The sequence below is a fragment of the Chloracidobacterium sp. genome, assembly GCA_016711345.1.
In the GTDB taxonomy this organism is placed as follows: domain Bacteria; phylum Acidobacteriota; class Blastocatellia; order Pyrinomonadales; family Pyrinomonadaceae; genus OLB17.
Genome location: JADJTD010000001.1, coordinates 2,877,702 through 2,903,763 on the forward strand (window position 1 = coordinate 2,877,702; position 26,062 = coordinate 2,903,763).

The window sequence follows — 26,062 nt, forward strand, 5'->3', positions numbered from 1 at the left end:
ATGTGCGGAATCGCGGGCTTTATTTCAAAAACTAACGGCCGCACGGAAGAACGCGCTGCGTTGCTCGATGCGATGTGCCGCGTCATCACCTATCGCGGACCGGACGAACAGGGAACTGCCGTGGTAGGCCGAGCGGCGATGGGCATGCGTCGGTTGTCGATCATCGATCTCGCGAACGGCCAGCAGCCTGTCTATAACGGCGAACGTACAAAGCTGATCGTTTTTAACGGTGAGATCTACAATTATCGTGAGCTGAAAAAAGATCTTGAATCACGCGGCTACAAATTCAGAACGAACTCTGACACCGAGACGATCATTCACTCTTACGAAGAATTTGGCGAGGATTGTGTGCTGCATCTGCGCGGAATGTTTGCGTTTGCGATCTGGGATGTCGAGGAGCAAAGCTTGTTTGTGGCGCGCGACCGCGTTGGTAAAAAGCCTATGTTCTACACAATGACGGCTAGTGGCGAATTTGTCTTTGGTTCCGAGATGAAGGTGCTTCTTGAACACGGCGGCGTAACCCGTGAGATCGATCATGGTGCTCTAGATTCCTATCTGTCATTCGGCTATGTGCCGGAAGAACTGTGTATCTTCAAGGGCGTCAAAAAACTTGAGCCGGGACATTTTCTTACCTTCAAGAACGGCGAGATACGAACAGAGAAATATTGGGATTTCGATTTTGCAGGTGAACTGCTTACAACGGGCGAAGATGAGGTTGCTGCCGATCTTTACGACAAGCTGCGAGACGCGGTCGGTGTCAGATTGATCTCCGAAGTTCCACTGGGAGCGTTTCTTTCGGGTGGTGTTGATTCGAGCGCAGTCGTTGGCTTGATGTCGCAGATAATGGACCAGCCGGTAAAGACGTTTTCTATCGGATTTAATGAAGACAGTTTTGACGAATTGAAGTATGCGCGCCTTGCCGCCACTCATTTTAATACCGAGCATCACGAATTTACTTTGACTCCGGATTTTGTCAATGTCGTCGATGACCTCGTTTGGCATTTTGACGAGCCGTTTGCTGATTCGTCTGCTTTGCCGACGTATATGGTGTCGAAAATGGCACGCGAACACGTTACGGTTGTTCTATCTGGTGACGGCGGTGACGAACTTTTCGGAGGCTACACACGATATGTCACCGACCGAAATCGTAGCGGCCTTGAGGGGTTACCTCGTGCGGTTAGAGAAAAACTGCTGCGTCCGTTAAGCGAGGCATTGCCCCATGGAGCCTTTGGCAAGAATTATCTTTTTAATATCTCGCTCGACGCGGCCGGCCGTTACATCGACAGCATCTCGCATTTTAACGGGCCGCGAAAACGCAAACTATATTCAAACGAGATCAGGACAAAAATGAACGGAAGCTTCCTGCGTGGCGAGAAATTATTTCGTCAGATCGCAGGTAGTGTGACAACAGATGAGCAGCTCGAAAATTTACTGTATCTGGACAGCAAAACCTATCTGCCAAGCGATATTTTGACCAAGGTTGATCGAATGAGCATGGCGTCGTCGCTGGAGACGCGAAGCCCGCTGCTCGATCACAAATTGATCGAATATGTGACGCGAATTCCATCCTCGATGAAGCTTAAGGGAAGGGAAACAAAATACATTTTCAAAAAAGCGATCAGCGATCTGGTGCCGCGTGAAATACTACATCGAGAAAAGCAAGGCTTTGGCGTGCCGATCAACGAATGGATCAATCTTCAGTTAAAAGACCGAATTACGAGTGACCTGTCAGACAGCCGCTTTATGTCACGCGGATATTTTGAACCTAAATATGTCAGCCTGCTTCTCGACGAACATCGACGAGGACGACGCGATCATTCACATGCGTTGTGGACACTGTGGATGTTAGAGCTTTGGCACCGGCGATATATCGATGATACTTCTTCTTTTTCGAAATAGATTTCTAGTCATCTCCTGGCCAGAAGCTAGTGGCTGGAAGTTTTACCCTGATAATGACCTCAAACGACACATCATTTAGTACCAAACTTCGCTGGAATCTTCCGTGGCTGGCGCGTTATCCGTTGTCGCGTGCGGCGTCGTTTCTTGAACAGACGGCATTCGAGAAAAAGCACCTTATCATCACAGTTGCCAATCATTTTGAGCCCGGCTGGAGTGAGAACGGAGTGCTAGATCATAAGGCGCAGATGACCCGCCTAAAGGCTTACCACAAAATGGCGCGTGAAACGGGCGAAGCTGTTCGCGATGTTGACGGCACAAAGTTTCGACATACGAATTTTTATCCGGCAGAGCAGTATCATCCAGAGGTTCTCGACATTCTGACCGAGATGCAAAGCGAAGGGCTCGGCGAAGTTGAAGTGCATCTTCATCACGGCGTAAAACGGCCGGACACTGCGAAAAATTTGCGACAAACGCTGACTGATTTTCGCGATACGCTCGCCGACAAGCACAAATGTCTATCGCAAATGGACGGGGCAGGCAATCCGATGTACGCTTTTGTTCACGGTAACCTTGCTCTTGCAAATTCCTGTGGTGGACGTTTTTGCGGCGTTGATAATGAGATGGAGATCCTGCGTGACACCGGCTGCTATGCCGATATGACGCTGCCTTCGGCTCCGGATCAATCCCAGGTGGCCGTTATCAATCAGGTTTATGAATGTGCTTTGCCGATAAACGAATCCGCGCCACACAGACGCGGCCATCGCGTGTCGACAAATGGAAACGCACCTCAATTGCCGCTGATCTTTACAGGACCGTTAGTATTTAACTGGACGCGGCGGATCAACGGCTTGCCCGTTCCGAGAATCGATGACGGAGCACTCACTGCAAATCAAACGCTCGATGCCGAACGATTTAGCCGATGGAGGTCGGCTAACGTAACCGTTAAGGGCAAGTCCGATTGGGTGTTCATCAAATTGTATTGTCACGGCTTTTTCGACCATGACCAGTCGGTATGTATCGGTGAAGACGCGAAACGTTTTTTTGACGGGATCGTTGAGGAATCGGAAAAGTCGGGGGCATTCAAAGTCCATTTTGCGACTGCACGTGAAGCTTTTAACATCGCCCTTGCCGCGATTGACGGCAAAGGAGGTGACCCAAATGATCACCGAAGTTATCGGTTGAGATCAATAATGCAAAACGGCTAAAAATAGGGAATTAACGAAGGGTGTATTATGGCAGTTGAGGTGATGGGCAAGCCACTAGAAAAAATGAAGCGGATACGTAGCTTAGATGAGATACTCACTCGCGGCGGACAGGCGTTTTCTGTGTACCGTGAACAAGTACTTGGTGGAGCTGATATTCCGACAGACGAAGAATTCGTGCGGCTGATCGACGCAGGGCAGTTTGGAAAGGCTCCGATCATTGCAGAAAGTCTCTGGCAAAAATTTTATAATAATGGCGATAAGCATTTCTTTCCACCTCTTTGTGATCCCGAATCCTCAGCATCATCATTCAGGATAATATTTGGCGAAAAGTCTGCGGAACATTTCATTGATGCCGCCAATAGAATTGTAGATGGCAAGATCGATCTGCTTGGTCTAAAAGATCTCAATATTGGAATTGATGTTGACTGGCATCGTGAGCCGCTTTCAGGCAAACGGTCACCGCTGAAACACTGGAAAGACTTCGACGATCTGGACTCCACGGAAACAGGCAATAAAAAGATCATCTGGGAACTCAATCGGCACCAGCATTTCTTTACGCTTGGTGTCGCTTTCTGCCTAACAAATGACGAGCGTTTTGGAGTTGCTTTTGCCGAACATCTTGAATCGTGGATGGAACAGAATCCGCCGGGAATGGGTGTTAATTGGTCGAGCAGTCTTGAGATATCATTTCGTGCAATGTCATGGATCTGGGCTTTTCATTTGTTTAAGAATTCCGATCACTTTACGCCGGAGCTTTTCAAAAAGGCAACCAAATATCTATATCTGCAAGGCCGTCACATAGAGCAATATTTATCAAAATATTACAGTCCGAACACGCATCTCACTGGTGAAGGACTGGGCCTGTATTATCTCGGCACGCAGCTTCCATTCTTTGAGCGGGCCAAAGATTGGAAAAAAGTCGGGGAAGATATTCTGCTCGCCGAAATAGAGAAACAAATACTTCCCGACGGCGTTTATTTTGAACAAAGCACTTGGTACCAACGCTACACGGTTGACTTCTTTTCGCATTTCGCCATTTTGAGATCGCTTTCTGACGAGTCGCCAGCTACACCTGATATGGAAAATCGTCTGCAGAAGGCGTTCGAATGTATGGGACATTTTACGCTGCCGAATAGACACACACCGCTGATCGGTGATGATGATGGCGGAAGAATGTTGCCGCTTACAGATGCTGAGCCGGATGATTTTCGCGGTTCGCTTGCAGTAGGAGCTGCTTTGTTTCATCGCGGCGATCTTAAGTACATTGCAGGTAAAGCCAGTCCGGAGTTGTTTTGGTTGATGGGGCCGGAAGGAATACAAAAATATGAATCTATCGAAGAAGCGGAACCGACTGATGGGTCAATAGATTTTGCGGATGGGGGTTATTGCGTAATGCGCGACGGCTATGATGAAACGGACAATTACCTCATCGTCGATTGCGGTGAGGTTGGTTCCCTCTCGGCCGGCCACGGTCACGCTGACGCCCTTTCGATAGAAGTTGCTCTGCAAGGTAAAAGCCTCTTTGTTGATCCAGGTACCTACAGTTATCACGAATCGAGCGAGGCGCGAGACCACTTTAGGTCGAGCATGGCACATAACACGATCTCAATTAATGGTCGTTCGTCATCAGAGCCGGGCAATGCTTTTGGCTGGAAAACTCGTGCGGACTGCCATCGAAAAGAGTGGATTTCGGAAGAGCGTTTTGACTTTTTCGAAGGCTCTCACGACGGCTACGAGCGGCTCATTAATGGTGCGACGCATACGCGAAGCATATTGTTTCTAAAAGGCGACTACTGGATAATGCGTGACCTTGTGGAAACGACCGGCGAACATGATTTTTCGCTGAATTTTCAATATAGCCCAGACCGCAAACCTCAGATCTCCGAGAATGGCGGTTGGGTAAGTGACGACTCGCATCGAATGTTTACATTTGGCGACAGCGGAATATGGCGGCAAGCGGACAGCTTTGTCTCGAAGAATCATGGCGATAAAGTGGACGCGACTTCAATCAAATTCCTGTCGCGAGGTAACGGTACGCAGGAATTTTTCACATTCATATTACCCGTCGCTGAAGGTGTCGAAGCTCCCGAAGTATTTGAAGTTTCAATACAAGCCGGACGTGCTTTTGTAATAAAATATAATGGATACACCGACGCATTTATCTTTAACGAAGTTAGCGATCAATATATTGAAACAGGTGCGTTTGATTCTAATTTCAAATACTCTTGGGCACGCATTCGACAGGACGAAACTACACCGGACGAGTTTGTTTTGATCGACGGCAGCGGATTGCGAATTGGTGAGCATGAGATTTTCGATGAGTCGCAGATTCCGTTTGCTTCGGCCAGGCGAATGGGCAACGAGCTTTATATCAAGACGGACGAAGGCCGCCACACAGCTTCGCTCGGACCTGCTGAACGAAGGCAAGGTGACCGACGGCAAACGTCATCTGACCGTCGCTCCTCTAAGTGAAGAAAAAAGTCTTACATCTTATCGGCAGCTTTTATCAAGGCGGCTCGGAACGTCAGGCTGTAAACCTTGTAAAGCTTTTGAACAACGAAGGTTCGTATAATGTATTTGCGGCGACGTTAAATAACGCAGGAGTTTTGCGAGCTGAGATCGAGACAGTTGGGTTGCCGGACATTCCCGAATTTCCACTCACGTCTTTTTACGATGTGAACTTTGTTTGTCAGGTGCGACGCTGCGTCAAATATTTGCGTGACAATAAAATAGATATTGTTCACACACACGATTTTTATACCAACATCTTTGGAATGACTGCGGCACGAATCGCGGGCGTGCCGGTTCGCATTGCATCAAAACGCGAAACCGGTGGAATGCGTTCGGGAACTCAGAAGCTTATCGAGAAGATAGCTTTCGGACAAGCACATGCGATCATTGCCAATTCCACCGCAGTTTGCGACTACCTCACAGAGTCTGCGATCAAGCGGGACAAGGTACATATTATTTACAATGGTATCGATGTTGACCAGTTTGATATCGTCAATAGAGATCGTGCATCAACCTGCAATAAACTTGGCATTCCACATGACAAAAATATTTGTTTCATCACGATAGTTGCGAATCTGCGCCATTGTGTGAAAAATGTTCCGATGCATCTTCGTGCGGCAAAGCGGGTAATAGAAAATCAACGCGATGTTCACTTTGTGATTGCCGGCGAAGGTGAACTTGAGGCACAGTTGCAAGAGTCAGCGAGGCTTTCGGGGATCGCAGACAATGTTCATTTTATTGGCAGGTGCGATGATGTGCCTGCGTTGCTTGGCGTCTCGTATGCGTGTGTGCTCACCTCGACGGCCGAAGGTTTTTCCAACTCTATACTCGAGTACATGGCTGCTGGAAAACCGGTAGTAGCAACAAATGTAGGCGGTGCGTCAGAGGCGATCATTGATGGGGAGACCGGATTTGTAGTTGCATCAAATGACGACGAAGCGATGGCAAATCACCTTATCGGACTTTTGAATGATAGGGCAAAAGGGTCTGCGTTCGGGGCAAAAGGAAGGCTCATTGTGGATGAAAAATTCTCACAGCAATCTCAGCTACAGGCGACCCTCGCACTATACAATTCACTTTTGACGAAGAATAATTGATGCCGCTCCGCGTTTTACAACTTGGCCCGTATCCTCCGCCGGAAGGCGGCATAAGCCGAAATATGCTTGCGATCCGGGATGAGTTGTTCGCTCGCGGCCATAGCTGTTCGGTCATCGCAACATCGCAAAGCAGTCGTGCCGTTGAAGAACAGGATGTATATCATCCGGGTTCAGCGATTGAATTACTTCGGCTGCTCTCGTCGCTGAGGTTCGACATTCTGCATTTACATATCGGCGGTACTATCAGTCGTCGTGTTTTGGCCCTCGCGGCTGCGTGTGCGTTCTTTGGAAAAGGTAAGTGTGTTCTCACGCTGCATTCCGGTGCGTATCCATTGACCGATGAAGCGCAAAAAGCGTCTCCAAATACGATTCGCGGACATATCTTTCGACGGTTCTCTCGACTGGTCGCCGTCAATGAAGCGATTGCTGATGTTTTTCGGCGATATGGTATCTCTTCGGATCGGATAAAAGTTATACTTCCATATTCGCTGCGGCATCCTGATGAACAGATTGTGTTTCCAATGGAGCTTACGAACTTTTGCCAACGGCATTCGCCTGTTTTGCTCTCTGTTGGCGGCCTTGAAAAGGATTATGATCCGTTGATCCAGATCAACGCGATGAGAGATGTTCTGAGCGAATTTCAAAATGCAGGATTGATGATCGTTGGTGACGGATCAATGCGGGAAGAGGTCGAGTCTGCCGTTGCTGCGAGCGGATACGGTGAGAATATATTTCTAACCGGGAATATCGAGCACGCATTAACTCTGCATCTCATCAATGATGCTGATATTGTCTTGCGTACGACGTTGTTTGACGGCGATGCTATTTCGATTCGGGAAGCATTGTTTCTAGGCACATCTGTGATCGCGACCGACACACATTCGCGGCCTGACGGTGTTCACTTGATCGGGATCGGTGACATAGATGCTCTTGTCAAAAAGATCAAACAGATCGTGCCGACAGAAAAACAAAAAAGTTTTAACTCCTCGCCGGACAATACAAACATCAAAGAAATTATTGATATCTACGAAGGATTGCTTTGATCACCGTGACGCAGCGTGTTGCGGCGAAAGATCACTGCCTAGATTTTTTCCGTTCCTGCCTTTAGCCCGAAACTTGCTGTTTGGGGCAAGTCGAAAATCCTTTAGTGAAGGATCAACGAATCCAATGTATGCGATGCCCGAAACGATTTCGTTTCCGGATGGAAATGCGTAATCGCTAGTGGGAACACTGTTGAGATTCATAAAAACGTTGTTTTGAAACATCGATCTAGCGATGTCCGATGTGAGATCAATCGGGCCATGGATGCCGTAGTTGCCATGTCCGATAATGTTGTCAAGAAAGACAAAATTACGCGGCAAGGTACCGTAAAACGTTGTGATATTGCCGCTATTAAAGATTGTATTATTTGTAATCGTCACGTCCTCGCCATCTGTGATCTGAATAAAGTAACCGGAACCTTCAAAACCGTTTCCCCCGCCGAGATTCAAAAACAGGTTGTTCTCGATTGTGAGCTTTTTTAAGGTTTGGCTAGGATATGTGTCGTCCTTGCCAAGAATATTTATGCCTTCACCCGCACCGTCGATGATGTTGTCCTTGATTAGAACATCCTCGATCGTTGAAAATGGCGCACCATTGTCCTGATTGCGAACAGTGATGCGAAATGCAGAGCCTTTCCAATTATTTGTAAGCAGATTTCCGATGAACTGCACACGTTTTGCGTTTTTGAGTTCCAAGATAGTTTTGACTGTGGCTTTGCCGTTCCACTCGGCGGGCTTGCTAAGATGATTTCCCCGAACCTCAATATCCGTTGGAATGAGATCAACGGAATTTGGATCGGCACCGCCGAACATAATATTCTCTGCACCGCCCTCGATATAATTATTGATAACACGCACGTTACGAGTGCCTGTCCAGCCGCAGATCCCTTGTGTCTCTTCGCCCGGAAACGCAAAGCCTTCGAAGTAGCTGTTTTTGATGATGGTGTTTGAGCTGTTCAGAGCCAAACCGCGACGGGTAGTGCCGGTCTTGTGCGGATGAAAATACGAACGGTCTATCTCAATATCATGCGGCAATTTGGCGGCCTGCGATTCGCCCGAGCCGAGCGTGACAAGGCCGTAATTATAAAACGAACTCGCCGCGGTGAATTCTATACCAATGAAGCGATAATGATGTGCACCGTTTGCGGCTGAGACAGCGGGACGACCTAGAATACCTGCGACTATTATTGCCATCGACGATCTTTGTGCCGGGCTTACTCGCTTGTCAACGGGCAGATCGCTTACTGCAGATGACTGAATTGTGACGAAATCGGTCAGCGGCTTATTTGGAAGATTGACCGTTCCTGAATATACTGCACCGGCTTGGAGTTCGACTATGTCGCCGCTGTTTGCTTTTTCGATGGCTGCTTGTACATTGCCGCCCGGCGGAACTTTGATGATTCTTTTTCCACCGCTTTCGGTGATCAATGGCTGTGGGCCAATAATGCCGAGCCTGCCAGAATACATGTCATATCCGAGGATCGAGGTCGCGACGAAAAAAAATGCAACAAAAACCAGCGCCCAAGGCCGCACTATTTTGCGTTGCCTGCGTCGGATCGTTTTATTTCTAACACTTACCGCATTTGCCGCCATTACATTTACCATAAAAGCCAACATGGCTATAAACGACTAAAGATGGCCAAAATCCACTCTTAGAATACATAGAAAAATTTGTAAATAGGGGCTTATTCTCACTTTCTTTAGTCACAACCGCCCGCTACAGCTGGTGGTTCTGACAAAATCATGTGCGGTATCAACGGCATAGCATTTTCCCCACGTTCCGGCAGGCAAGTAGATAAAGCAAAACTCGTGCAGATGCGCGATATTTTGCATCATCGCGGGCCTGATGATGGCGGCGTATTTGTCGATGGAAATGTCGGTCTGGCGCATCGCCGACTGAGCATTGTCGATGTTGCACATGGAGCACAGCCGATGTTCAACGGCAACCGTTCTTGTGCGATCATCTATAACGGCGAGGTTTACAACCACGCGGACTATCGAGACGAACTTACCAAAAAAGGCTACCAATTTCAGAACCGCAGCGACACCGAAACGATCCTTCATCTCTACGAAGAGTATGGCCGAGATTGTGTCGAGCATCTTCGTGGAATGTTCGCGTTTGCAATCTGGGATAAAGGCAAGCAGGAGCTGTTCATCGCTCGAGACCGATTTGGAGTGAAGCCGCTGTATTACGTTCATGACAATGACGGCAATCTTTTCTTCGCGTCTGAGATAAAAGCGCTTCTTGAGATAGAAGCGGTCAAAGCCGAAGTCAATTTCAATGTGTTGCCTGACCAGTTTGCGAACCACGGCACGAGCGGCGCCGAAACACTTTTTCAAGGAGTGAAACGCCTTCTGCCTGGCCACACGTTAACGTGGAACAAAGGACGCATCGATGTACGCGAATTTTGGGATCTGAGCTTTGAACCCAAACACGAGATCCGCAGCGACGCCGAGTACATAGAAGAATGGCGCGATCTTTTCAGACAATCGGTCCAACTGCGTTTAATGGCGGATGTTCCACTCGGAATGTTCTTGTCTGGCGGAATCGATTCAAGTGCTATAGCCGCGATGATGTCGACGCTGGTCAAGGACCCGATCAAGACATTCTCAGTCGGGTTTCGCGAACGCGAGGCAAATGAGCTTGAATATGCCCGACTCGTTGCGAAGAAATTTCGCACAGACCATTATGAGATAACGATCACGCCCGAACAGTTTTTCGAAGCCGTGCCAAATCTTGTATGGCATGAAGACGAGCCGATCGGATTTGTCGCTTCGGTACCGCTTTATTTCGTTTCAAAGCTCGCTCAACAGCATGTAAAGGTCACTCTCACAGGCGAAGGCAGTGATGAAACACTCGCCGGATATGGGCGTTATCAGAAGGCGTTGACGCTTCTAAATTATGGAGAGAAATACGAGAGCATGACGCCATCGTTCTTGCGGGACGCAGTTCGCGGCGGCGTTGCGACGCTGCCCGGAGTTTTGAATCGCAAGCTTAATAGGACTTTTCTATCACGAGAAACGGATATTGAGAGTCTTTTTTTCGATAACTTCGCGGTTTTTCCGAAAGCGATGCAAAAACAGCTATTTAACCGCCAAACGCGCGAGAGAATTGGGAATACAAATCCATATTTTCTACAGAATCAATTGTTGGAAAAATGTGAGGCCGAGGATGTGCTGGACAAATTGCTTTATGCCGACACCAAAACCTATCTTCACGAACTGCTGATGAAACAGGACCAGATGTCGATGGCCGCGTCGATCGAAAGCCGCGTGCCTTTTCTCGATCACAAGCTTGTTGAATTTACAGCGCGAATGCCGCGTGAGATGAAACTACGAGGCGGCACGACAAAGTGGATACTGCGAGAAGCGATGAAAGGGATCTTGCCTGCCGAAATTATCGAGCGCCCGAAGATGGGTTTTCCGGTGCCGATCGGACGATGGTTTCGAGGTGAATTTAAGCACGTTGTTGATGAATTTGTGCTTGGAGAACGTGCAATCGGTCGCAATATATTTGACGCAAATTACCTGCGTTCACTCGTCGCAAAACACAACTCCGGTGAGAATCATGACGAACGCTTGTGGTCTCTGGTCAACTTTGAGATCTGGCAGAGGCGCTTTATTGATGGTGAAAAATGACTGACAACTCGCATGATTATATAGTCTTGACCCATCCGCCGGATGCTGAAATGCTCGAGCGATGGGAAAACTTTCTTTGCAATTCGACGTTTGCGACGCATTACGTTACGCCTGATTTCTTTTCGGACCCATTTGTCGGGGCGGGCGAGAGATTTGTGGTTTTAGTTACTTGTAAGGGACAAATTGATGCTGTTCTATCGGGACTGAGACAAGGAAGGTCTATATCTTGCGGGCTAACGGTTCGCCCTCAGGCGGCGTTTCGAAATGGTGTAGACCGTGCTTCAGCGGCATCGGCCTTGATCGCAGGTTTGGCTGAATTTGATGGTTCGGCGGAGGTGGTGAAACTCTACTCGTGGGATCCTATCGACGGAATAGATCAATTCGGATATGAGCACGAACTTTGCAGCGGAGCTGATCAGGTTGTAATGCTTGACCTTTCAAAGGGAGCCGATGAACTGTTCAAAGAGTTTTCGGAGCGTCGCCGTACCGACCTCAGAAAAACGATCAAGCTGGGCAAGATCGCGGTCAAACAACTCGAGACCGAGGCTGAGCTTGGCGAGCTTTTCACAATACACAAAGATTGGAATCAGCGAAAAGGAACTCAACCTGAGGGATTTGATGCGTTCAAGCAAATGCTATCGTCGGAGTATCGAGCAACGTTTATCGCTTTATTTGAAGGCAAGATCATTGCGGCTACGTACCTTCGTTTCTGCAACGGCGGTGTGGTCGAATACGCGGCAAACAACTCACTGGAAGAATTTCAGAAACTGCGGCCAAATGAGCTGCTTGGATGGTGGGCGATTGGGTGGGCGTGCTCGGCCGGGTTTAAGCACTTTAGCCTAGGAGCCTGTCATCCGTTCTTGGCTCGCTTCGGAGGTAATGTCGTCGCAGCGCATCGTTATCGGCTCGACAGGACTCTATTTAGAAGGCACAAAAACCGTGAACGTGTTTCCCGTATCGCGGTCAATGCCTATTTGTCGCTTCCGGATTCTGTTCGACGGCGCCTCAAAACGGCGGCCGCAAGAGTATGACAACAACTGGCGAAATCGAGATCATCAGCGCTGCTGCGAGCAATGAGCTTCGCGGCCGTGACATCCTGTGTTTCGCAAACGATTGGTCAGGTGATCCGCTTTCGAAAACGCATCTTATGCGCGTATTGGCGAAAGACAATCGCATTCTCTGGATCAATGCTATCGCGAATCGAATGCCGACGACTTCGCCGAAAGACGTATCACGTATCTACAAAAAATTAAAAGCTTTTACCGAGCCGATCCACAAGGTTGAGCCGAATATTTTTGTGCTCAATCCGCTCGCTTTTCCTTCTTACGGAAACAAATTGATCCTCGATATCAATCAGAAGTTTCTATGCCACCAGGTCAAAAAGGCGATGAAGCGGCTGCAGTTTGAGAATGTGGTCAACATGGTCTTTAACCCTGCGGCAGGTATGATCGCTGGCCAGTTGGGCGAGAGCAAAGTGATCTATTACTGCGTGGATGAATACACGGCATTTACTGGAGCGTCGCGCGGTTTGAAAGAGATCGAAGATGACCTGTTTCGACGAGCGGATCTGGTAATTGTTTCAGCAGAAACATTGTTCGAATCGAAAAAGCACTTCAATCCGAATACGTTCGTCATCCGCCATGGAACTGACTGGCATCATTTTCGAACAGCACTGGACCCGGAACTTCCAATACCGTTGGACATTGCCGATCTGCCGCAGCCTATCATTGGATTTCACGGATTGCTCGCCGATTGGGTTGATTATGAACTCATCAAGAAAGTAGCCGTGCATTTCAAAGACGGCTCCGTTGTGCTTATAGGGAAAACGAGTGTCGATGCCAGACAGAAGATAAAGGTGCTCGCCGATTTACCGAATATTCACATGCTTGGCCGTAAGGAATATAAGGAATTACCAGCATATTGCAAAGCGTTTGATGTCGCGCTGAATCCATTTGAGATCAACGAATTGACGCTCGCCGCCAATCCGTTAAAGGTGCGCGAATATCTCGCCGCCGGATTGCCCGTAGTCTCGACTGACATTCCCGAGGTTCGTGTGCTTGGCGACAGTCTCGTCGGAACCGGTCACGAGGATTTTATTTGCAAGATCGAGCAAGCAATTGCAAATCCTAAACCTCGCTGCGAAGTGAGCGATGCGATTAGTGACCAAAGCTGGGAATCGAAAGTCGATGAATTAAGGGAGATACTTGGGACGCAGGCTGCCAGCATGCGTGCCGATTAGCAGGATATTAACGCAGGCAGACTGTCTCCGTTCCGACTTATGCATGACATAGCCTTACAACATCATTCTGAAGTAGAAAGCGGTGAGCGCTTCGAGTTTGGCAAAAACTGGAGCGCGTTCTTGTCCGTTTTGGATGACGAACGCATTGCGACGGCCGAACAGTCATTAAAAGAAATGCTCGAATGTGCATCGCTGGAAGGCAAAACTTTTCTCGATATCGGTTCAGGCAGTGGCTTGTTTTCGCTGGCGGCGAGGCGTTTGGGTGGGAAGGTGCATTCGTTCGATTTTGACAGTAACTCGTTTGCTTGCACACAAGAACTCCGCAATCGATATTTCCCACACGATTCAAACTGGCGCGTTGAGCAAGCATCGGCACTTGACGCCGATTATGTGGCCTCGCTTGGCAAATTCGACATCGTTTATTCGTGGGGCGTGCTGCATCACACTGGAGACATGTGGCGTGCGTTAGAAAATGCCGTGACCCCGACGACAGCCGGCGGCAAGCTCTTCATTGCGATCTACAACGACACCGGCAGCCAGACAAAACGCTGGCATTGGATCAAAAAAACATATTGTCGCATGCCGCGTTTGTTAAAAACGCTATTTGCGGTCGCTGTCATTCTTCCCGAAGAAGGCAAGAGTCTTCTGAAATCGTTCATCACTCTCGACCCGATGAGTTACATCCGCTCATGGACGCAGTACAAAAACGGCCGGGGCATGAACCGCTGGTACGACATCGTCGACTGGGTCGGCGGTTATCCATATGAAGTTGCTACCGTGGATGAGATATTTGAATTTTATAAGACGCGCGGCTTCTCATTAACCAAAGTTAAATCAGGGGGCACTGGTTTAGGTTGTAATGAGTTTGTATTTGAGCGTAACAGAATTAGTAACCATTAAAGTCACCAAAAAACGCAAAAAGCTTTTGTAATGTTTCGTGTAATTTCGTGGATGCGAAACTAATCACCGTTATTCATCTTAACCATCAATTCCTGCCAGCGCGGGTCGTCCCGTAAAGAATCAAGGTTAGTATCTTTTTCAAAATATGGGCGGTTTTGGTTGCCGAGTTTGATGGCTTTGTTTAGCCATTTGAATGCGAGGTCTTTTTCGCCAAGCAGGGCGTAGGTTGAGCCGACCCAGTAGGCCATATCGTGGTCGGAACGTGAGAGAGCTAGGGCGTCGTCGGTCAGCATTGCGCGCGCTTCGTCGAGTCGGCCGGAGCCAGCGAGGAATTCTGCGGCGAGCGGGCGAATACCGTCCATTGTCGGATGTTCTTTTAGGACACTGGCGATGAGATCGTTGGCCTCGTCAAATTTTCCCTGATAATAAAAAACGCCCGAGCGAAAGATCTTTATCATCGGATGATTAGGCTCGGTTTTGGCTCCCTTGTCCAGTTCTGCCAATGCCTCGTCAAATCTGCGTTGATAGATATAAAGCCTCGCCCGGTTGTACGATGCTACGGAACGAGCCGCCGGATCAAGACGCGTTAGCTTATCAAATGCCTTAAGGGCTTCTTCATACTCACCGTCGAGCCGGTGCATCGTGCCTTTTACAAAATATAGAGAGGCATCGTTTGGAAATTGTTTTTGCAGCAGCTCGATTTCGCTGCGCGCCTTTTTCTTCTCGCCCCTAGCCATGTAGATCATCACCATCAAGACGCGAGCTTCTACGACATTTGGATCGTAGAAAAAGGCTTTGCTAAAAGCGGCTTCGGCGTAGGTGTAATCTTCCGGTTCGCCAAGGCCTTTAAAAACGCGGTTGGCATAACACGCTCCGAGGCCACTGTACGCGAGAGCAAAATGCGGATCAAGTTCGATAGCTCGTTTGAAATTTGCCATCGCTGCATCGCAATCTTCGGCGTCGATCGTGCGAAAGATAAAGCGTCCGAAATTGTCGCGTCCACGGAGGTACTCTTCCCAAGCAAGAGCGTTCTCGGTCGCGCGTTTACCGAGTTTTTCCGCTTCGAGATCAGTGAGTTCGAGTCTGAGGCCTTCGAGAATTCGATGAGCAATTCCGTCCTGCAGTGCGAGAATATCGCTGCCTTCCGCGTCGATGCGGTCGCTCCACAGAATGTCGCCGCTAACAACGTCAAGCAACTGAGCCGTCACTCGAAGTTTATCTCCGGCGCGGATAAAGCCCGCCGACAGTACCGCATGAACACGCAACTCTTTGCCGGCCTCACGCGGATCTACGTCTTTGCCGTGATATTTTGCGATGACCGAACTCGGCCGTACGATTATCGAACGAATTTGAGCAAGTTCTGTAATAACAGCATCAGCGAGCGCGAATTCGTAAAAGCTAGAAGCAGGATCTTGACTTAAATTTTGAAACGGCAGGATCGCGACGCTCTTTTTTTCCGTGCCGGTCGCCGTCATCGAAATATCGGGTGCGAATGATGGTTGGCTGGACGAGATCTGCGAAGGAAAGGATGCTTGTGAAGATGCCTCCGGAGTGGATTTGCCGGTAAACCAATTGAGGACTCGTTTGACCGCGCTGCCATCTGCATGGCCGGGAACGAATGTATCGCTGGGCATGATCTGAGCGCCCGCAACCTGTTGGAGCACTGCACGGAGTTCGTCACGCATCGTTGCGATCTTTTGATAGCGGTCCTTTGGTTCTTTTGCCAGAGCTTTATCAACGATCTGCTGCAACTGTGGAGGCAAGGCTTCTTTTCGCTGATCGGCAAGCGGTTTTGGCGTTCCATAAAGCACTTGATGGCGAACATCGATCACGGTCTTGCCCTGAAATGCCCAAATGCCGGTAAGCATTTCGTAGATCAGGACGCCGGTCGAAAAAATGTCTGAGCGATGATCGGCTCGTTCGCCTTTAGCCTGTTCCGGAGCTGCGTAGGTTGCTGTGCCGTATGGGATGCCGAGTTCAGTGATCTGCGTTCTGTCCATTCCCGAGCTGGCTTCAGCATGTTCGTCTTCGAGAAGTTTGGCGAGGCCGAAATCAAGTATCTTTGCCTGTCCTGTCTCGGACACCATTACATTTCCGGCCTTGATGTCGCGGTGAATGATATTTTTCGAATGAGCGTAAGCCAGAGCGTCGGTAACCTGTATCGCTATTGAAAGAGCGCTTTTCAGATCGAGAGGCCGTCCGCTGACGAGCTGACGGACGTTTTTGCCTTCGACATATTGCATCGCGATGTAGAAGACACCGTTGTCGCTGTTGAAATCGTAGATCGTGCAGATGTTAGGATGATCGAGCTGCGAGCAAAGCTGCGCTTCGCGTTCGAAGCGTTTGAAATTCGCAGTCTTTTGAGTGAGTTCAGGCGGGAGAACTTTGATGACAGCCGTACGGTTCAGCTTAGTGTCGAGGGCCTTATAAACAGTTCCCTGGCCGCCCGAGCCGATCTTTGCGAGGATCTTGTATTGGTTAATTTGCGAACCAATCATAACGATTTTGGATTGCGGATTTCAGATTGCGGATTAATAACTATAAACCGCAACCACTAACTTATAAAATCGCAATCCAACATAATACTTGCGGATGCGGCAATCCGCAATCCGCAATCCCAAATCCTAAATTGTCTGTCCGGCTAACTGCCGGCTCTCAAGGGTGAACCGTTCAGCCACGCGGCGGGTCGCCCCAGCCTGAACCCATATACTTCCCATCTTTTACGATGCAGGGAACTGTGGGATCGCCGTCCGAGAATGACAGCATCTCGCCCTGACGAACCTTGTCATTCTGCGCGTCGTACTCCACAAACGCCGTCCCTGCCGCGTTGTAATGATCTCGGGCCTGCTGACAATACGGGCAGCCCGGTTTTGTATAAATGACTAATGCCATTATTCAAAATTACACCTTTTCAGTAAGATAATCTAGCAAGGCGTTCAACTGCAAACTCTAATAGCTGTTAAATTTATATGACATTGCCAGACATCTTTACTCCTTACGAAAAGCTGATCGAGATCGAAATAAGAGGAAATCGTCACAGCGTCCCGGAGAACAATTCGCTTCTGCGGTGTTTTCAGTTTCTTGCGATGGAAAATATTTCTTACGGCGATTTCTGCTGGAATGGTGAATGCCTTAATTGCCAGGTCTGGCTGGAGCAAGGCGAAAAAGAAAAAGCCGTCATGGCATGCCGCACTACCGTAGCTGAAGGGATGAAGATAGTTCGGATGGCAGAGGGAATCGACCTCACCGAGGACTAATATTTAGGAACACTCGGATCGACCTCATTAGACCACGCCGTAATGCCGCCAACAAGATTCATCAAGCTGCCTTTATATCCGGACTGCCGTATCGCTTCGATCGCTCGTGCACTGCGTCCGCCCATTTTGCAATGAATGACGGTCTCACGATTTTCGTCGAGTTCATTCATCCGCGACATTATTTCGCCGAGCGGGATCAGTTTCGCACCTTCGATCTTTGCAAATGCGTACTCGTCAGGCTGGCGAACGTCTATCAATTGAATATCTTCTCCGGCATCCATACGCGTCTTAAGCTCGGACGCAGTTATTTCTTGCATAAATACTTAACCTCTGTGAATCAGTTTATTTTATCATTGCGCAGATAAAATATCACAAAAGCACAATGCAATAGTCCGCACGTCAGTAGGGCGATACACTCGCGTCGAATGTGCCGCCCTTATGAACAAACTGGCCTCTGTATTTTCTGTTCCGATCAGATCTTAAAACCGCCGCGGGTCAGCATTGTTTCAAAGCCTGTCTTATCGACGGATTTGATGTATGCATCGCGTGGCTCGACGGCGCCGCTTTCGACGTGGGCGTAGAGAGCTTCATTGAGCATGACCATTCCATGATTTTTGCCGGTCTGCATCGCTGATGGAATTTGGAATGTCTTGCCCTCGCGGATCAGATTGCTGATTGCGGGTGTGACGATCAGCACTTCGAGTGCTGCCACGCGTCCGCCGCCTTTTTTCGGCAGCAACGTTTGGGCGATGACGCCTTTAAGCGATTCCGAAAGCATCACGCGTATCTGCTGTTGACGGTCGGCAGGGAACTGATCGATGATGCGATCAACAGTCGACGCCGCAGTGGTCGTGTGCAGTGTGCCGAAAACAAGGTGTCCTGTTTCAGCGGTCTCGATAGCGATTGATATCGTTTCGAGATCGCGCATTTCACCAACGAGAACGATGTCTGGGTCTTCACGAAGAGCGGCTCGTAGAGCGTCTTTGAAAGTATCGGTGTGATTGTGTACTTCACGCTGATTGACGAGGCATTTGACATTATCGTGAACGAATTCGATAGGGTCTTCGATCGTGATGATGTGCTCTTCGCGGGTCATGTTGATCTCGTTGACCATCGCGCAGAGAGTCGTAGATTTTCCTGAACCGGTCGGTCCGGTTACAACAACAAGTCCTTTCGAAAGTCCGCACAAGCCTAATATCGCTTCCGACAATCCGATCTGCGAAGCCGTAGTCATCTTTGACGGAATGATTCGGAAAACAGCTCCCATGCCTTTGCGGTCCATAAAGATGTTGCAGCGAAAACGAGCAAGTCCAGCGATCTCGTATGCAAAATCTGAATCGCTGCGTCGTGCAAATTCTTCCTGGTTGCGCTCCGGCATTATCGATGTGAGCAGTGAACGCATCGCCTCAGGAGTCAGAGGAGCGACACCTTCTTCCAGCGGTTTCATTTTGCCATCCTTACGGACCATCGGCGGCATTGTCACCGAAAGATGCAGGTCGGATGCTCCGATCTCCGCCATTTTTCTGAAAAGCTCATCCATTTTGGCTCTCTCTGCGGAGTTGGCCGCAGCAGGGACGAACGAAGCCTGAGCAGGTTGTGCGGGCGATGTGTGAGCGACCGGTGCAGGTGGTGGAGGTTCATAAGCAGGAGGCGGCGGAACAACCGGAGCCTCGTATGCAGTCGCTGCTTCATATGCTGGAGCGCTCTGCATAAGCGTTTCATGAGTTGTCGCTTCTTCTGTTAGTCCAGCTAGATCGCCAAGGTCAAAATCGTCACGCCTGCCCGGAGGTTCATATGTAGCCGTGTCGGAAAATGCAGTCTGAAATTGCGGATCGTTTACATCTACAACTTCTATTTCGGGCTCGTTATCGGCGGGAGGAATATATTCCAGAGCAGGCTGTTCCCGCTCCTCAAAAAGAAGATTTGCAAGCGCTGCATTATCAACGGGAGCGGTTGAGTTCAGATCGTAATCGAGCGATGAGCTTTCGAATTGATATGACGGAGCAGCCACAGGCCTTTCGGCTGACAACAGCTCATCTAAGGGCTGCGGAACCGGAATAGATTCGACCGTAGGATGCTCGGCGTTGAACGTTGCGTTCAAGTCTCCCGCGTATGAAGGAGGTGCGTCAGGAAGAGGCTGCGGGATCGGGATCGAACCTTCCGAATCATTTATTAACGGCCTGATAGTTACAATAAATCCGGCCGGCGATTTCTGCACATTAAAATTAAAATTGCCCAGATTGTGCGGATGAACGAATTCGATCTCAGGGCTGTTCGGCAAGGCTGACTTAGCAGCGGGCGGTATCAGCGGAAAGACCATTGTGCTGATCTGCGTACCGATCAACGGCACACTTCCCAGATCGGTGGTGCGGTTTTCTGATATCAGGTACGGATTCTTATCCGGTTCAAGCCGCAATTCATCACTGCACGAAGAGAGAAGGGTCTTTAAATATTCGTTTAGCTTTTCCATATTCTTAAGCGTGGGGAAGAGGCCGAACGGCCGGAAAAAAGGCGGGCAAACACGAGCCTAAGCGACTCAATTGAAATAATAACACAGTTTAACCACGTTTGTCAGCATATTTTGATGTGTACCTCAAAGTGCAAAAGCCCGCACGTGTCAGAACCGGGAGCGGTAGCGACTGGGTTCCTTGCAGATGCCCTCGCTCACGCGCGGGCTTCTGCATCGAGCTTTAAGTTAGAACAGTTCGATCTTTCCGTCAGTCACGGAAACTCTCGACTCACCCTCATTAAACATCATCCGCTCAAACGAGATCGGCGACACCGAACCCGATGCACCAACCGCAGTAAATCTAAGATTCAATAACAAACCGTCGCCATCTATCGGATAAGCCCCATAAACAACAACCCTCAAAAGCCCCGGCTCAGCCGCATTCGTCACCACGACAAGCCCTCGGCTCACCGTCCCCGAAACATCAACAGCCTCGACCATAGGCAGAATCACCGAAGGATCGTATCTGAGATCAAATTCATACGCGATCACTTCCTTGTCCGCAATGCCTTGAACATTCACCGGCACAACGATCTCCTTATCCGTCGAAGCAGTAACCGACGCCAACTCAACAGCAATCCCTCTTTCCGGGCCGATCGCCGGACGAAGGCCATTCTCCGTCCAGTCTCCCGAAACGTCACCCATCAGAAATGCCGAATAATCTTCGCCCGTTAGGACGCCGATAGGCGGTGAATACACCCTGTTTGTAGGAGTGAAAATCCAGTCTCCAGTTGTTCCCGATCCGGACAAAAATAATACGTAACGAATGATCAATGCCGCATCAAAGGAATTGATCAACCCGTTTCCGCTTACATCTGCTGCCGTCTCCTGATTAGCGTTGAATCGATTGATTCCCAAAACGTGTTGGGTGATCCTCGCAGCATCAAATGACGTTACGCCGTTACGGAAAATATCCTCCTTACTAAGTGTGACCGTATAGGAACCGACTCCAAAACCCGTAAGCACATATGTTCCATCACCTCCAGTCGAAGAAAAAACATCAGGCGATCCGTAACCTGTAACCAATACATCCGACACAGGTATCGGCCCGCCAATAGCATTCGGATATATCACAACCCCGCTTATCTCTGGAAAAGGCGTCGGCGTAAACGTCGCTGTTGCAGTATTAGTTGGGGTAACGGTAGCGGTCGGTGTGAATGTCGGAGTAGCTGTATTGGTCGGTGTCGGTGTCGGTGTACTACAGTCGCCGCTAACAGTATTCATCTCAACGACGTTAGTACTTATGCCAGCCACGATCATCAAACGATTTCCAATAGTACCTCCACCAGCATAGGAATGCGGGACGATCATCAATGGGCCTGACGACCAGCCGTTGGTAACCGGATCGAATATCAGCGTCGAACGGAATGAGGCTTCCGGAGCAGCCGTCCGATTCGCATCATCTTCTTCATCCATTGCGTCGAATTTGCCATTTACAGACGAGCCAGTCGGACGCGCCGGATTACCTCCACCCATTACGTAAAACTTGCCGCCGATGGACGCTCCGACGGCGTTGAAAATTTGAAATGGCAATGGAGCAAGCGTCGTCCACGTATTGTTAACAATGTCATAACGAAGGTGATTAAGCGTACCCCCTCCTGCAATTCCGTAGCCACCCGCAACGTAAACAAACTGGCCTGACAAGGCTACTGCGGCTCCCGAAAAACCTGCCGGAGCAGCTTGTCTGCTTGTGTTCCATAAATTGGTGGCCGGATCGTATTCCCAAACATTGTTGTACTGCGGCGGACCGCCGGAGCCGCTATTGTCGGTTCCTCCGAAGACATAAAACTTATTAGAGGGTGCGTAATAAACAGCTGAGTTCCAGTATCGTCCGCCTGGCATAGGTGCCGCCGTGGTCCATGTATTTGTTCCAATATTATAGATGTAAGTAGTATTCAGAACCGGTCCGCTTTGTTGCGCTCCGCCAAAGAAGTAAATCGAATGTGAGATAGGCGAATATGCCGCCTCCATGCGCATGAATGAAATAGGAGCATTTGCGAGAGCAGTCCAGATATTGGTACCCGGATCATACCGATACATTGTGTTTATAACCGTTGTGCCATTTTGGTAACCTCCCGCCACGAACAACGACACTCCGTCAGATGCAACTCCCATATCCGTTACCAAGAAAGGAAAATTTGCCACAGAATTCCAACTACCGAGGCTACATGGAGTTGGTGTGATCGTAGGCGAAGCGGTCGGAGTGGTTGTTACTGTCGCGGTTGGCGTCGGTGTCGGCGTGTCAGTACGGGTCGGCGTCAGTGTAGCTGTTGACGTTGTTGTCGGACTTGGTGACGCAGTCGCGGTTGGAGTTGGCGTCGTGCAGGCGTTTGGGCCAAGCTGATAAAGAATTGGCAGGCCGCTCGCATTCGTTTCTCTAACCACAATCGCTGCACCGGCCGGGAGTCCAGTCAAGGTCGCATGACTCGCGGAGGCACCCGTAAACGGATTTGGTACACCGATCATCAGCGGGTTACTTGTGTCCATTATGAATGCGGTCGGATTTGCATGAAAAGCGGCGGTTCCACCAAATGGCAGGCTGTAGCTCGAACTTTGGATGGCGCCTTGTATCCACAAAACACCTCCTGAATTTACATAGTTCTCCAAAGCCGGGATCGCAGCTGAATAAGTTGAATTAAATTCACTTGGATTGTGATCGTCCCAATTGAGAACAACAACACGGTAGTTGTTGAAATTAAAACCAGTCAATTGGGCCGGGGTAAACACGGTAAAAGAGCGTGCCGCGTTAGTGATCGCGGTCTTGATCACCGTACTTCCCCACGGGTCATGGGTTTGGAAGATAGCGTATTGGTTAGTTGCCGCCACACTATTCGAAAACGTATAACTGACGGTATTGTTGGCGATCGCCGTGTAATTGTGGGGTTGATAGCCGGTTGTGACACTTGAAACGACCATCAGTCCGCACCCCGGTGTGGGCGAGGCTGTCGGAGTTGCGGTCGCAGTATTCGTCGGCGTTGGTGATGCTGTTGGAGTAGCAATACTTACTGACGCCGATGCTCCCAACCCGTAAAGAGCTCCGCCAGCTACTGACACCGAATTAAGCACCGCTCCGGTGTTTGGATCGAGCGTATAGAGCATGCCGGACGCGGTTGATACGTAAAGATTCGTGCCGTCAAATGCCATGCCTTGAACATCGGCGGCAGGCGAAGGCAGTGTGCTGTTGAAGGCATTGTCGTCAACGGTTGGAGAATATTCGTGGATCAAGCCATCCGTAAAATATCCGAATTCTCGACCATGGCCGTCGCCGCCCAAACCACCAATCGGAGCTCCTGTTTCCCAGCCCGTAGTGACACTGCCGCCATACCCGAACTGCCTGTGTAAGTCGGAGCCCGAATGACCGGAGAAGATCAGGTCTGTTCCCGCGTTGGACTCATACGAAAGACCGTCCTCAGTAGAACTGCTGGCCGCGAGAGTCGAAAGCGTCGCGCCTGAGGTTGGGTCGATCCGGAAAAGGGTGGTGCTATTCACATTTGAATTTTTATACAACAGTACGCTATCACTCTCGGCCATGCTCAGCCCAATCGACGTGGTTGTGGAGCTTATGCCGGAAGGAGCAGCGAAACTGGCCGAGATAATTCCGTTACCGGGATTGATCTTTACGATCAGTCCGGTCGCGGGCTGAACACCGAACAAGCCGTTCACGGCTGGTCCCGGAGTCGGGGTTGGCGTCGCCGTATTTGTTGAGGTCGAAGTGTTAGTGGGCGTAACTGTGTTTGTTGCGGTTGCAGTGGTTGTTGCTGTTGCGGTATTCGTCGGACTTGGGCTTGCTGTCGCCGTTAGTGTCGGTGTAGGTGTCGGCCCGTCAAACTCCACCGAACCTTTATCACAGCCTCCGCCTGCCGGCCTCAGAGCTCCACGCTGATCGTTACTTACCGGACTGCCGCAGCCGTTCGTTCCGGTTGGGATCAAGTCGCGAACCGGAAGCCCCGGAATATGCGTCAGTGTCGGTCCTCCGTTGTTAGCCAGCGGTCCGAGCAACGGATCGCTTCCAATAACGTCGTTAGCCGCAACGACAAAAAAAGCATCAGGATTTTCAATGTGATTATAGTTTAAGGATGTGGGCAGATCATTTATATCCACATTTACAGACGCTACATTGTTTGCCGAGATGGAATTTGAAACAAAGGTTGCACCGCCTGCTGTCGTATCCTGATAAATACCGCCGCCGTCACCCGACGCTGCGTCAGCCACATTTCCCGTGATCGTCGAAAAATCAATGACACATGTTCCAAAAGCTCCATCGGAATAAATCCCTGCTACATCGTGAGATGAGTTTCCCGATATAGTGGAATTTGTGATGTTCATCACCGCAGATCCGCCGGTGTTTCCCACATTTAGAAGCCCGCCACCGAGGCTAACGTTTCCCGTGAGCGTATTACCGCTGATCGTTGAATGATCGATATTAATAGCGGCATCAAATGAACCGCCGACAATGTTAGCAGCTCCGCCGCCTTGAGCATCATCAAAGGAGGAACTGTTATTACTGATGGTGCTGTTAGTTATGTCGAGAGTTGCGGCGGCCTGAGTCGAAGCCAGATTTCGAATTCCCGGATGATAGTGACTGGAACTGTTTCCACTGATCGAACTATTCAGCAGGATCATGCGGCCCTGTTGATTGTAAAGCCCTCCTGCAAAACCATTACAGGCTCCGGTAGCACAGCCAGTCGTTGCAGTTGCAATGGACTGATTATTACTGACCGTACAGCCGTTAAACGTCACCGTCGCATTAAGAGCCCTGGCGATAACTGCACCGCCGAAAGTATTTACGATTGAAGATTCCGCCTTGTTGTTGGTCATCACGGTGTTGGTGATTACCGCGTTTTGGCCGGGAACTGTAACGTTATCCTGCGAATCTATAAAAATAGCACCACCTGCACCGCTATTGCCTACATTGCTGCCCGCAACATTGCCGGTAAAGCCACAGTTCGTGATCGTTAGATTGCCTTTGTTAATAGCAAGTCCGCCGCCGCGTGTGTCGGCAAAGTTATTCTGGATCGTAGAATTGGTGATCGTAAGATTGATGGCTGAATCACCTGCAGAATTTTCACCTGCCTTGATGCCCGCACCGCGTCCACCATCGGTCACGTTCAGTGCTTTTCCGTTCTGGATCGTCACACCATCGATAGCAACCGCGGTACCTCCGGCGAGGATGTGAAACACCCTTTCGGTCGCAGTGTTCTGAGCCGCGTTGGACTGTATGATCGTTAACCCCGCACCTGCACCATTAATTGTTAAAGGTGATGTAATATCAATGTCGCCGCCGGCATTTACATTCTCGTTGGCAGCGATCAGAGCGTGAGTATAGGTCCCGGCTGGAAGAGTTATTATATCCGCACCGGCGAGAGCATTTGCCTCCGTAATGGCTGCTCTAAGCGTACATATGCCGTTACCTGTAGAAGTCTCGCAGACACCATTTCCCGGCGAAACATCCTGAACGTCATTTGTGTCATTGACCACAAATGTCGCAGCGTCCGCACCGATCGGAAATGCGCCTATTATGACGGTTAGGCATATCGATACGACGAACCCGGCAAATGTCGGCAGGAAATGAGCTAGAGATGAAATAAATCGACGCAAAAGGCAGTTGGGATCAAGGTTCATGCTGATCATTCTCCATGGGAACTTCTTTCAGATACACTTTGCATTCATTTGAGGACCCTCAATCAAAAACAAAATAAGATCAATATTGAAAACGCAATTAGCCAAGGATGTTATACCTGATTTTCAGTTTTTACAAGTAAAATA

General features: G+C 49.5%; 16 protein-coding genes. 10 read left to right on the forward strand and 6 right to left on the reverse strand.

The annotated features are described in order from the left end of the window. Genes asnB (IPL32_11880) through IPL32_11900 form a run of 5 tightly spaced genes read left to right on the forward strand, consistent with a single transcriptional unit; the run spans position 1 to position 7,755 of the window. Complete coding sequence (gene asnB, locus IPL32_11880; protein MBK8466522.1) at positions 1-1,899, forward strand: asparagine synthase (glutamine-hydrolyzing); 1,899 nt, start codon at positions 1-3, stop codon at positions 1,897-1,899. A 53-nt stretch (positions 1,900-1,952) separates the two neighbouring features. After that, positions 1,953-3,104, forward strand: coding sequence for a hypothetical protein (locus IPL32_11885; protein MBK8466523.1), 1,152 nt, complete (start codon positions 1,953-1,955; stop codon positions 3,102-3,104). Positions 3,105-3,131: 27 nt separating this feature from the next. Next, entirely contained in the window at positions 3,132-5,576 is a 2,445-nt protein-coding gene (locus IPL32_11890; GenBank protein MBK8466524.1) for an alginate lyase family protein, read from the forward strand. After that, positions 5,573-6,712: a glycosyltransferase gene (locus tag IPL32_11895; GenBank protein ID MBK8466525.1), complete on the forward strand. Its 1,140-nt coding sequence runs from the start codon at positions 5,573-5,575 to the stop codon at positions 6,710-6,712. Before IPL32_11890 ends, IPL32_11895 begins: the two co-directional genes overlap by 4 nt. Next, positions 6,712-7,755: a glycosyltransferase family 4 protein gene (locus IPL32_11900; protein MBK8466526.1), complete on the forward strand. Its 1,044-nt coding sequence runs from the start codon at positions 6,712-6,714 to the stop codon at positions 7,753-7,755. The genes IPL32_11895 and IPL32_11900 overlap by 1 nt, the downstream gene beginning before the upstream one ends. Here IPL32_11900 and IPL32_11905 read toward each other — a convergent pair whose 3' ends face one another. Continuing rightward, a complete protein-coding gene (locus IPL32_11905) occupies positions 7,756-9,357 on the reverse strand; it encodes a right-handed parallel beta-helix repeat-containing protein (protein MBK8466527.1) in 1,602 nt (533 codons plus the stop codon). 138 nt (positions 9,358-9,495) lie between these two features. Here IPL32_11905 and asnB (IPL32_11910) point away from each other — a divergent pair, with 138 nt between their 5' ends. Genes asnB (IPL32_11910) through IPL32_11925 form a run of 4 tightly spaced genes read left to right on the forward strand, consistent with a single transcriptional unit; the run spans position 9,496 to position 14,530 of the window. Beyond that, the gene (gene asnB / locus IPL32_11910; protein MBK8466528.1) at positions 9,496-11,391 is read left to right on the forward strand and encodes an asparagine synthase (glutamine-hydrolyzing); all 1,896 of its coding nucleotides are present in this window, start codon (positions 9,496-9,498) and stop codon (positions 11,389-11,391) included. Further along, positions 11,388-12,422, forward strand: coding sequence for a GNAT family N-acetyltransferase (locus IPL32_11915; GenBank protein ID MBK8466529.1), 1,035 nt, complete (start codon positions 11,388-11,390; stop codon positions 12,420-12,422). Before asnB (IPL32_11910) ends, IPL32_11915 begins: the two co-directional genes overlap by 4 nt. Then, the gene (locus tag IPL32_11920; protein MBK8466530.1) at positions 12,419-13,630 is read left to right on the forward strand and encodes a glycosyltransferase; all 1,212 of its coding nucleotides are present in this window, start codon (positions 12,419-12,421) and stop codon (positions 13,628-13,630) included. The genes IPL32_11915 and IPL32_11920 overlap by 4 nt, the downstream gene beginning before the upstream one ends. A gap of 39 nt (positions 13,631-13,669) precedes the next feature. Further along, the gene (locus IPL32_11925) at positions 13,670-14,530 is read left to right on the forward strand and encodes a class I SAM-dependent methyltransferase (protein MBK8466531.1); all 861 of its coding nucleotides are present in this window, start codon (positions 13,670-13,672) and stop codon (positions 14,528-14,530) included. Positions 14,531-14,589: 59 nt separating this feature from the next. Here the strand turns inward: IPL32_11925 and IPL32_11930 are convergent, their stop codons facing one another. Continuing rightward, a complete protein-coding gene (locus IPL32_11930) occupies positions 14,590-17,028 on the reverse strand; it encodes a DUF3808 domain-containing protein (protein MBK8466532.1) in 2,439 nt (812 codons plus the stop codon). Positions 17,029-17,200: 172 nt separating this feature from the next. Continuing rightward, positions 17,201-17,422 (reverse strand): glutaredoxin, encoded by a 222-nt coding sequence (locus IPL32_11935; GenBank protein MBK8466533.1) that lies wholly within the window; start codon positions 17,420-17,422, stop codon positions 17,201-17,203. A 77-nt stretch (positions 17,423-17,499) separates the two neighbouring features. Here IPL32_11935 and IPL32_11940 point away from each other — a divergent pair, with 77 nt between their 5' ends. Further along, complete coding sequence (locus IPL32_11940) at positions 17,500-17,787, forward strand: (2Fe-2S)-binding protein (GenBank protein MBK8466534.1); 288 nt, start codon at positions 17,500-17,502, stop codon at positions 17,785-17,787. Here IPL32_11940 and IPL32_11945 read toward each other — a convergent pair. The 3 genes from IPL32_11945 to IPL32_11955 all read right to left on the reverse strand — a co-directional run bounded on the left by IPL32_11945 (position 17,784) and on the right by IPL32_11955 (position 25,918). Next, positions 17,784-18,104, reverse strand: a complete 321-nt coding sequence (locus IPL32_11945) for a hypothetical protein (GenBank protein ID MBK8466535.1) — start codon at positions 18,102-18,104, stop codon at positions 17,784-17,786. The two genes, IPL32_11940 and IPL32_11945, sit on opposite strands and share 4 nt — an antisense overlap. 155 nt (positions 18,105-18,259) lie before the next feature. Next, positions 18,260-19,498 (reverse strand): type IV pilus twitching motility protein PilT, encoded by a 1,239-nt coding sequence (locus IPL32_11950; protein MBK8466536.1) that lies wholly within the window; start codon positions 19,496-19,498, stop codon positions 18,260-18,262. Positions 19,499-20,482: 984 nt separating this feature from the next. Then, positions 20,483-25,918: a hypothetical protein gene (locus IPL32_11955; GenBank protein MBK8466537.1), complete on the reverse strand. Its 5,436-nt coding sequence runs from the start codon at positions 25,916-25,918 to the stop codon at positions 20,483-20,485. Between the last annotated feature and the right edge of the window lie 144 nt (positions 25,919-26,062).